The following is a 10,873-nucleotide window of genomic DNA, read 5'->3' as shown; positions in this document are numbered from 1 at the left end:
CTGCACCAAACAGCACCACCGACGAACGCACGACAGCAACCAACCAGACACAAGGAGCACACCCCATGCGACTGCCCACCACCACCCCAAGGCAGCAGAGCCGCCGCTTCCCCGGCCTCGTGGTCGGCGCGGTCGCCGTCCTGGCCCTCAGCGCCTGCACCGGCAGCGCCGAGGACGCTGCCGACGACGAGGAGGGTGGCTCCGCCCCCGCAGCCGCTGCCCAGGGCAGCAACGACGAGGAGGGCGACACGGTCACCATCGGCTTCTCCGCACCGGCCGCCGACCACGGCTGGATGGCCGCCATCACCAACAACGTCCGCGACCTCGCCGAGCAGTACCCCGACCTCGACCTGCAGATCGCCGAGGGCACCAACGACGTCAACCTCCAGATCAGCCAGGTGGAGACCTTCATCAACGACGGGGTGGACGCCATCGTGCTGCTGCCCTTCGACGGTGCTGCGATGACGCCGATCGCCCTCGAGGCGATGGAGGCCGGCATCCCGGTCATCAACGTGGACCGCGAGTTCGACGACCCCAACGCCGCTCGCGTCACCGTCCTCGGTGACAACTACGGCATGGGCGTCTCGGCCGGCTCGTACATCTGCGAGCAGGCTGCAGGCGACGAGGACGTCGTCGTCGCCGAGATCGCCGGCATCGACGCGCTGCCCCTGACCCAGGACCGCAGCCAGGGCTTCGAGGACGCGCTGTCCGAGTGCGGCCTCGACGTTGACGCCCGCCAGGCCGCCGAGTTCACCGTCGAGAGCGGCGAGGAGGTCGCCTCCCAGCTGCTCCAGTCCGAGTCGCAGATCGACTACCTGTGGAACCACGACGACGACCAGGGCATCGGCGTCCTGGCCGCGATCGAGAACGCCGGCCGCGACGAGTTCGTGATGATCGGCGGCGCCGGATCGGCCAACGCCATGCGCGACATCCAGGGCGACAACGGCGTGCTGAAGGCCACCGTCATCTACCCGTCCACGCAGGGCGCCGACGGCGTGAAGCTGGCCCGCCTGCTCGTGCAGCAGAAGGGCGTCGCCGACCTCGTCGAGGTCGAGGTCCCGCGCATGGTGCAGCTCTACGCACCCGTCGTGACCGCTGACAACGTCGCCGACTACCTGGGCTCGGCCTTCGAGTCCTGACAGACCCGCGGCGGCTCCCGACGGGAGCCGCCGCGGCACCACTCCTGGCATCCCTCCACCACCCCATCCGCTCGGGCCCCCCTGCCCCGGGCACCCCGAACTCACACGAGGAGCTCCGATGACCAGCACACCCGGCACCGCCGGCGACCTCGCGGTCGGCATGGTGGGCTACGCCTTCATGGGCGCGGCGCACTCCCAGGCCTGGCGCAACGCCCCCCGGTTCTTCGACCTGCCCCTGCATCCCCGGATGAGGGCGCTCGCCGGACGTGACGCCTCACGGGTCGCCGATGCGGCCGAGCGTCTCGGCTGGGACTCGACCGAGACCTCGTGGCAGGCGCTCGTCGCACGCGACGACATCGACGTGATCGACGTCTGCACCCCCGGAGACACCCACGCGGAGATCGCCATCGCCGCCCTCCAGGCCGGCAAGCACGTGCTGTGCGAGAAGCCGCTGGCCAACTCGGTGGAGGAGGCCGAGGCGATGGCGGAGGCCGCCGAGAAGGCCGCAGCCCACGGCGTACGGTCGATGGTCGGGTTCACCTACCGTCGGGTCCCGGCGATCGCCCTGGCCCGTCAGCTCGTCTCCGACGGCCGGATCGGCACGATCCACCACGTGCGCGCCCAGTACCTGCAGGACTGGATCGTCGACCCGCAGGCCCCCATGTCATGGCGCCTGGAGAAGGACAAGGCCGGCTCCGGCGCCCTCGGCGACATCGGCGCCCACATCATCGACCTCGCCCAGTTCATCACCGGCGACAGCATCCGGCGCGTCAGCGGCCGGCTGCACACCTTCGTCGGCGAGCGTCCGCTGCCCAGCGAGCACTCGGGCCTGTCCGGCACCGCCGGATCCGGCACGGGTCAGGTCACCGTCGACGACGCCGCGACCTTCCTCGCCGAGTTCGGCGGGGGAGCGATGGGCGTCTTCGAGGCGACCCGCTTCGCCAACGGACGCAAGAACGCGATCCGGATCGAGGTCAACGGCTCCGCCGGGAGCCTGGCCTTCGACTTCGAGGACATGAACCTCCTGCACTTCTTCGACGGCAGCGAGGACGCCCGCACCGCCGGCTTCCGCCGCATCCTGGTCACCGAGGACCAGCACCCCTACGTCGCTGCGTGGTGGCCCCCCGGCCACATCATCGGCTACGAGCACGGCTTCACCCACCAGGTCGTCGACCTGGTGAACGACATCGCCGCGGGCAACGCCCCGACCCCGTCCTTCGCCGACGGCCTGCGGGTGCAGCGTGTGCTCGCTGCGGTCGAGACCAGCTCCGACACCGACTCCTGGCAGGAGATCCAGCCATGAACGACTACACCCCGTCCCCGGAGGACAAGTTCTCCTTCGGCCTGTGGACCGTGGGCTGGCAGGGGGTCGACGTCTTCGGGCCGGCCTCCCGCGACCTGCTCGACCCGGTCGAGGCGACCTACGAGCTCGCCGAGCTCGGGGCGTCGGCGGTCACCTTCCACGACGACGACCTGCTGCCCGACGAGGCAAAGCGCGGCGCCACCCTGGAGCGCTTCGAGAAGGCCCTGTCCGACACCGGCCTAGCCGTGGAGATGGTCACCACCAACCTCTTCGGACACCCTGTCTTCAAGGAGGGGGCGCTGACGGCCAACAACCGTGAGGTACGCCGCCACGCGCTGGCCAAGGTGCTGCGCAACGTGGACCTCGCCGCCTCCCTGGGGGCGAAGACGTTCGTCCTGTGGGGAGGGCGCGAGGGTGCCGAGCACGGGGCCGCGAAGGACGTCCAGGCGGCACTCGACCGCTACGCCGAGTCGCTCAACCTGCTCTGCGCCTACGTCAAGGACCGGGGCTACGACATCCGCTTCGCCCTCGAGCCCAAGCCCAACGAGCCCCGCGGTGACATCCTGCTGCCGACCATCGGCCACGCGCTGGCGCTGATCTCCGAGCTCGACGAGCCGCGGATGGTCGGGCTCAACCCCGAGGTCGGGCACGAGGAGATGGCCGGCCTGAACTTCGCGCACGGGATCAGCCAGGCCCTGTGGCACGACAAGCTCTTCCACGTCGACCTCAACGGACAGCACGGTCCCCGTTTCGACCAGGACCTCAGGTTCGGCGCGGGCAACCTGCGCGGCGCGTTCTGGACCGTCGACGCCCTCCTCGGCGGCGGCACGACCAACGCCTATGACGGCTACATCCACTTCGACTACAAGCCGCCGCGCGCCGAGGCGATGGACGGCGTCTGGGACTCGGCCAGGTCGTGCATGCGCAACTACCTCGTGCTGCGCGAGCGGGTCCAGGCGTTCCGCGCCGACCCCGCCGTCCACGCCGCCCTCGAGGCCGCCGAGGTGGCGACCCTGCGGACCCCGACCCTCGCCGACGACGAGTCGCTCGACGACCTGCGCGCCGCGACGTACGACGTCGAGGGGCTGGCCGCACGCAGCGTAGGGCTGGAGGCACTCGACCAGCTCGCCCTGGAGCACCTGATGGGGCTCCGCTGACCGCCGTCCCACCCGGACGCCACCGGCACCACCGCACCACAGCTTGACCGCACCACAGCTTGACCGCACCACAGCTTGACCGCACCACATAGGGCCGAACGCCCGGGGACCCGCCCCGGACCAGATGGAGCGCAATCCATCACCAACGAAGGGATCGTGATGAACCGAATCATCACGCGGCCGCAGAGGCGCTCACGCGCCCTGCTCGGCTCCACCATGGCAATGCTCGTGGCGCTGCCACTGGGTGCAGCCCTGGGCCTGGGCGCGACCGCAAGTGCCGCAGCGCCACGACCGGAACAGTCCAGCACGTCCGACAAGACCTCCAAGACCTCCAAGACCTCCGGCAAGACCTCCGACGCCTCGACCGACAGTCCGCTGGGCGACGCCGTTCCGTGGACCGCCGACCGGGAGAAGTCCGCGGCGCAGGCCGCTGCCGCCGCCGAGCAGTTCGACGCGCTCGTCTTCTCCAAGACCGCCGGCTTCCGGCACGGCAACATCGGCACTGCGACCGCCGCCATCCAGCAGCTGGGTGCGGCCAACAACTTCACCGTGACGGTCACCGAGGACAGCGCCGCGTTCACCGACGCCAACCTCGAGCAGTACGAGGTGGTCATCTTCCTGTCCACCACCGGTGACGTCCTGAACACGACCCAGCAGGGCGCGTTCGAGCGCTACATCCAGGCTGGCGGTGGTTACGCGGGCATCCACGCGGCCTCCGACACCGAGTACGACTGGCCCTGGTACGGCAGCCTGGTCGGCGCCTACTTCAACAACCACCCGGCCGGCACGCCGACGGCGACCGTCAAGGTCGAGGACCCGGCGCACCCCTCCACCGAGGGCATCGAGCCTCGTTGGCAGCGCACTGACGAGTGGTACAACTTCCGCGCGCCGAACCCGGCCACCGCTCGCGACAAGCTCCACATCCTGGCCTCGCTGGACGAGACCACCTACACGCCAGGGAGCGGCGCCATGGGCGCCGAGCACCCGATCGCCTGGTGCCAGGACTTCGACGGTGGCCGCAGCTGGTACACCGGCATGGGCCACACCGAGGCCTCCTTCGCCGACGCGAAGTTCCTCGGCCACATCCTCGGCGGCATCCAGACCGCCGCAGGTGTCGTGCCGTCAGACTGCAAGGCGACGCTGCAGCCCAGCTTCGCCAAGGTCGCGCTCGACGAGAACACCACCAACCCGATGGAGCTCGCCATCGCCGACGACGGGCGGGTCATCTACATCGACCGCGCCGGCGCGGTGAAGGTCATCCTCACCAACGGCAGCGTGGTCACCGCCGGCACCGTCCCGGTCTACACCGGACAGGAGTTCGGTCTGCTGGGCATCGCCCTCGACCCCGACTTCGCCACCAACGGCCACGTGTTCCTCTACTACTCGCCCCAGGGCAGCGCGGCCATCGACCGGATCTCCCGGTTCAAGATGACCGGCAACACGCTGGACGTGGCCTCGGCCGTGACGATCCTCGACGTCCCCGTGCAGCGCAACGAGTGCTGCCACGCGGGTGGGTCGATGGAGTTCGACCACGACGGGAACCTCTACCTCGCCACCGGCGACAACACGAACCCGTTCGACTCGGGTGGTTACACCCCCATCGACGAGCGCTCGGGCCGTGGCGCCTGGGACGCCCAGCGCACCTCGGGCAACACCAACAGCCTCAACGGCAAGGTCCTGAAGATCAAGCCGTCGGCCGCCGGTGGCTACACGATCCCGGCAGGCAACCTGTTCGACGAGGCCGCTGACACGCAGCAGAAGACCCGCCCGGAGATTTATGCCATGGGCTTCCGCAACCCGTTCCGCATCGGCCTCGACGAGCAGAACAACCACCTTCTCGTGGCCGACTACGGTCCGGACGCCGGCTCCACCAGCGCCACCCGTGGACCCAACGGCCGCGTGGAGTGGAACGTCCTCGACCAGCCGGGCAACTACGGTTGGCCCTACTGCGTGGGCGCGAACACCCCGTACAACGACTACAACTTCGCCAGCAGCACCGCAGGTGCCGCGTTCAACTGTGCGGCGCCGGTCAACGACTCGCCGAACAACACCGGCCTGACGAACCTGCCGCCCTCCAAGGCTGCTGTGATCTGGCAGAGCAACAACGCGAACACCACCGGGACCCCGGAGATCGGGGCCAGCGGTGCGCCGATGACCTCGGGCACCTACGACTTCGACCCCACCCTGGTGTCGGACCGCAAGTGGCCTGCGTACTTCGACTCGAAGGCGATCTGGGCCGACTGGAACAACAGCCGGCTGTTCACCGTCCAGATGAACCAGGGCGGCACCAACTACACCGACATCAACCGGTTCCTGCCCAGCCTCCAGATGCGTCGTCCGCACGCGCTGCAGTTCGGCCCCGACGGTGCGCTGTACATGATCGAGTGGGGCAGCGGCTTCAACGGCAACAACGCCGACTCCGGCATCTACCGCATCGACTACGTCGAGGGGGAGCGTTCTCCGACCGCCCGCGCGACGACCAACCGCACCTCCGGTCCGACCCCGTTGAGCGTCACCTTCAACGGCACCACGTCCTTCGACGGTGACACCGGCACCAGTGCCGGACTCACCTACGCGTGGGACTTCACCAGCGACGGCACTGTCGACGCGACGACGCCGACCGCGTCCTTCACCTACACGACGGCGGGCAACTACACCGCGCGTCTGACGGTGACGGCCGCCAACGGCAAGACCGGCTCGACCAACATCGACATCGTGGCGGGCAACACCGCTCCGACCGTCGAGCTGACCCTTCCGCTCGACGGGGGGTTCTTCGAGTTCGGTGACACCGTGAAGTACTCGGTGACCGTCACCGACCCGGAGGACGGCCCCATCGACTGCAACCGTGTCGTCGTCCAGCCCGGTCTGGGCCACGACCAGCACTCGCACGGCTACGAGCAGTACACCGGCTGCAGCGGCAGTTTCGTGCTGCCGGGCGACTCCGGTCACTCGGGCGCCAACATCTTCGGCACCGTCACCGCCACCTACCGTGACTCCGGTTCCGGTGTGGCTGGTCCGTTGACGGGCATCGACGGAGCCGTGCTGCACACCAAGAAGAAGGAGGCGGAGTTCTTCGACCAGACCGGTCGTACGGGCTCCGGGACCGCCGGCACCCCCGGCGTCGCCACGCAGACGACCACCGACACCAACGGTGGGCAGAACGTGACGGGCGTCGAGACCGGGGACTGGTTCCGCTGGGACGTCATGAACCTCACCAACATCACCGGGGTCACCATGCGGGCCGCGTCCACCACGGCTGGCGCCGCCTTCGAGGTCCGTCAAGGCTCGCCCACCGGAACGACGATCGGGACGCTGACGGTGCCCAACACCGGCGGTGCCCAGACCTGGCAGAACGTGTCCACCACGTTCACCGGCGCCACGACGACCAGCGCTCCGCTGTACTTCGTCGCCACGACCGGTGGGGCCAACGTCAACTGGGTCGAGTTCGCCGGCCGCGGTGTCACCGACAACACCCCGCCCACCGTCGCGATCAGCGCCGACAAGCTGACCGGTTCGGCTCCGCTGCCCGTGAACTTCACGAGCTCGGTCTCCGACCCGGAGGGTGACACCCCCGTCACCTACGCGTGGAACTTCGGAGACTCCACCACCTCGACCGTGGCCAACCCGAGCAAGACCTTTGCCACGCCGGGCAAGTACACCGTGTCGCTCACCGTGACCGACTCCCGAGGTGCGAAGACCACCAAGACGCTGGAGATCACCGTCACGGCGGCTCAGAACATCTGCTTCAGCGGTCGTTCCGACGACTTCGTGGGCACTGAGCTCGACACCACCCGCTGGAACAGGAACGTGCGGGTCAACCAGAACCTGACCGTGGCCAACGGGTCTCTCAACATCCCGCTGACCAACACCGACCTCTACCAGACGACCAACACCACGCCGAACATCGTGCTCCAGGACCTGCCCTCGGGTGCGTTCGAGGTCACGACCAAGGTGGACCTCACCGGCATCAACAAGGGCTACCAGCAGGGTGGTCTGGTCATCTACGGCGATGACAACAACTACCTGAAGCTCGTCTACTCCGGTCGCTCGACCGCGGCAGCGGGCAGCAAGGCCGCCAACGTCATCCAGTTCACCAAGGAGACCAACGCCACCGCATCGGAGACGAACTCCGCCGCTCTCGGCGCGTCCTTCCCCGACACCGTGTGGCTGCGGATGTCGAGCACCGACGGCAACTCGGTCACCGCCTCCTACAGCAGCGACGGTGCCACCTGGCTCCCCGTCACTGCAGCCAACGCAGCACGTGACCTGACCGGCGTCACCGCACCCAAGGTCGGCCTGCTCGCGCTGGCCAGCACGGCAGCCGGCGCGGCTGACAACCTCACCGCGAAGTTCGACTACTTCACCATCACGCCGGACAACACGGCTGTGCCGTGTGCCACGCCGTGCCAGGTGGAGCAGTTCAACGGCAATGCGTTGGACCTCGCCCAGTGGAACGACAGCGTGCGCGTCAACGGTTCGCTGACCGTGGCCGACGGGACGCTCAACATCCCGCTGACCAACTCCGACCTCTACCAGACCACGAACACGACGCCCAATGTCGTGCTCCAGGACCTCCCGCCCGGGAAGTTCGTGGTCACCACCAAGGTCACGCTGAACGCCACCAAGGGCTACCAGCAGGGCGGTCTGATCATCTACGGAGATGACGACAACTACATCAAGCTCGTCTACTCCGGTCGTTCAACTGCCGCTGCGGGCAGCAAGGCAGCCAACATCATCCAGTTCTTCAAGGAGACCAACGCCGTCGCATCCGAGACCAACGGTGCAGCACTCGGCGCGGACTTCCCCGACACGGTGTGGCTGCGGCTCTCAAGCGCCGACGGCAACGCCATGACCGCCTCCTACAGCAGTGATGGGGCCACCTGGCTCCCGGTCAACGCAGCCAACGCAACCCGCGACCTCACCGGCATCACCGCACCCAAGGTCGGCCTCGTCGCCCTGGGTGCCACCGCGGCCGGTGCGGCGGACAACCTCATCGCGAAGTTCGACTACTTCACGCTGGGTCAGGACGACACGTGCACGCCGCCCGCCGGGCCGGCTGACACGACTGCTCCGACGACGACGCTGGCCATCCCGGCAGCGAACGCTGCCGGCTGGTACACCACGCGTCCGTCGTTCACCCTGGCGGCCACCGACGGAACGGGCGGGTCGGGCGTCGCCTCGACCGAGTACCGCATCGCCGGAGGCGCCTGGGCGCCCTACACCGCCGCGGTCTCCGTGACCGGTGAGGGCAGCCGCCTGATCGAGTACCGGTCCACGGACTCGGCAGGCAACGTCGAGTCGATCAAGTCGCTGACGGTCAAGATCGACACGGTCACCCCGACCGTTGCGGACGCGGTCACCGGTGACTCCAGCAAGACGGTCACCCTCACCGCCACCGACGCCACCTCCGGTGTCGCGAGCATCGAGCACCAGACCGGCGACGCCACGACGTGGACGACCTACTCCACGCCGCTGACGTTCGACGAGCCCGGCACCTACGTCGTGCGCTACCGCGCCACCGACGTGGCGGGCAACCGCTCCACCGGGCAGGTCCAGGTGGTCGTGCCGCAGCCCGCGGACACGACCGACCCCGAGGTGGACGCCACGGTCCTGGGTTCGTACGCCGGTGAGCTGGTCGACCAGGCCAGCTCCGGTGTCACCGGAGAGGCCACCATGGTCTCGGCGGCCGAGGGCAACGGCTACACCACCACGGTGGAGCTGACGCTCGCGGGCCTCGACCCCACGCAGGACTACGAGTCCCACCTGCACGTCGGGACCACCTGTGGGGGGTTCGCGGGTCACTACCGCAACGACCCGGCCGGCGACGGCACCCCGCCCAACGAGCTGTGGCCGACCAACCCGGGTTGGGTCGCTGGTTCGGGCGACGCCCGGATCGAGGCCGAGGCTGACGGCACCTCCTTCGCAACGGCCACGGTCCCGTGGGCGCCGCGGATCGAGGGCGGCATCCTGGCCCTGCACCGTGAGGGCGCGATCATCGGTTGTGTCGACCTCGACCTGACCGGCCCCGGCACCGTCGTGCTGGACGCGACGGACAACGTCGACGTGACGTCGCTGACCTACACGGTCGACGGCGGCGCGGAGGCCGAGTACGACGGTCCCTTCGAGATCACCGAGCCCGGCGAGCACGTGGTGGCCTACACCGCCACCGACGCGGCGGGCAACGAGACGACCGGCGAGTTCACGGTCGTGGTCCCGAAGGAGCCCGTCGTGGAGCCCCCGGTCGAGACGGCGAAGCCCACCGTGTCGATCACCACCACTCCCGCGGCGGCCAACGGTCGCAGCAACTGGTTCACCTCGCCGGTCAGCGTCACCCTCGCGGGTGCCGGCGGTGAAGGGAAGCTGAGCGTGGAGTACCGCATCGACAACGGTCCGTGGACGGCGTACACCGCGCCGTTGCGGATCACCGCCGACGGGATCACCCGGGTCCAGGCCCGGGCGACCGACGAGGCCGGAAGGTCCTCGGCAGTCGGCACGACCGTCATCAAGATGGACGCCACCGCACCTGCGGTGACCATCGCCGGGATCAACGACTGGGCCAAGCTGAACCTGGGGGCCGTGCGCAACGCACGGGTCACCGCAGCGGACGCCACGTCCGGTGTCGCCCAGCAGGTCGTCCGTCTGAACGGCACGATCGTGTCCTCCCCGGCGCGCATCGACGCGATGTCGTTGCGCACCGGGCGGCACGAGCTGTCGGTGACCGTGACGGACGAGGCCGGCAACTCGGTCTCGGAGACGATCACCTTCCGTGTGGTGGCCACCACCGGCGGCGCCAAGAAGCTGATCAACCGGCTCGTCGAGGACGGCACGGTCGGTGAGAAGCGCGGTGCGCAGCTCAAGCAGGAGCTGAAGGCCGCCAAGCGCGCCGACAGGAGCGGATCGGAGCGTGAGGCCCGGCAGGCGCTCAAGCGCTTCAAGAAGCTCGCCTCGAAGGTCACCGACAAGGAGGCCAGGAGGGCTCTCAAGCACCTGTCGCGCACGCTGAAGAAGCAGCTGTAGGCGCCACAGGGCCCAGAGAGGAGAAACGTCCGCTGAGGGAGGGCACGACCGCGCGGCACCGCGAGGTGGCGCACCCGACGGCTCGCAGGTTCGGCCCTGCGAGCCGGCGGGGGACGGGCCCTCCGTCCGGGCGGGGAGGCGGCGCCGCAAGGCGTCGCCCCCCGCGGCCGGTGCCGGGACAGTGCGCTCCGTCCCGGCACCGGTTCGCACCAGTGTCGCCCCTGAGCAGCCCCCGCACGACCCGCACGATGCAGCAC

4 protein-coding genes are annotated in these 10,873 nt (G+C 69.1%); all 4 read left to right on the top strand.

What is annotated here, in order from left to right; translation table 11 throughout:
• Window positions 1-65: 65 nt before the first annotated feature.
• Window positions 66-1,139 (top strand): substrate-binding domain-containing protein, encoded by a 1,074-nt coding sequence (locus tag K4G59_RS10205; RefSeq protein ID WP_231250860.1) that lies wholly within the window; start codon window positions 66-68, stop codon window positions 1,137-1,139.
• 118 nt (window positions 1,140-1,257) lie between these two features.
• Complete coding sequence (locus K4G59_RS10200; protein WP_231250859.1) at window positions 1,258-2,442, top strand: Gfo/Idh/MocA family protein; 1,185 nt, start codon at window positions 1,258-1,260, stop codon at window positions 2,440-2,442.
• Window positions 2,439-3,599 (top strand): xylose isomerase, encoded by a 1,161-nt coding sequence (gene xylA / locus K4G59_RS10195; protein WP_231250858.1) that lies wholly within the window; start codon window positions 2,439-2,441, stop codon window positions 3,597-3,599. The genes K4G59_RS10200 and xylA overlap by 4 nt, the downstream gene beginning before the upstream one ends.
• 159 nt (window positions 3,600-3,758) lie before the next feature.
• Entirely contained in the window at window positions 3,759-10,616 is a 6,858-nt protein-coding gene (locus K4G59_RS10190) for a ThuA domain-containing protein (RefSeq protein WP_231250857.1), read from the top strand.
• Window positions 10,617-10,873 lie beyond the last annotated feature (257 nt).

Source organism: Nocardioides furvisabuli (assembly GCF_021083185.1).
Lineage (GTDB): Bacteria > Actinomycetota > Actinomycetes > Propionibacteriales > Nocardioidaceae > Nocardioides > Nocardioides furvisabuli.
This window is presented reverse-complemented; position numbering and strand designations above follow the sequence as displayed.

What these genes read in the sequence shown, in the direction of transcription:
- K4G59_RS10190 (WP_231250857.1), top strand. Translation starts at nt 3,759, where the DNA reads ATGAACCGAATCATCACGCGGCCGCAGAGGCGCTCACGCGCCCTGCTC.
- K4G59_RS10205 (WP_231250860.1), top strand. Translation starts at nt 66, where the DNA reads ATGCGACTGCCCACCACCACCCCAAGGCAGCAGAGCCGCCGCTTCCCC.
- K4G59_RS10200 (WP_231250859.1), top strand. Translation starts at nt 1,258, where the DNA reads ATGACCAGCACACCCGGCACCGCCGGCGACCTCGCGGTCGGCATGGTG.
- xylA (WP_231250858.1), top strand. Translation starts at nt 2,439, where the DNA reads ATGAACGACTACACCCCGTCCCCGGAGGACAAGTTCTCCTTCGGCCTG.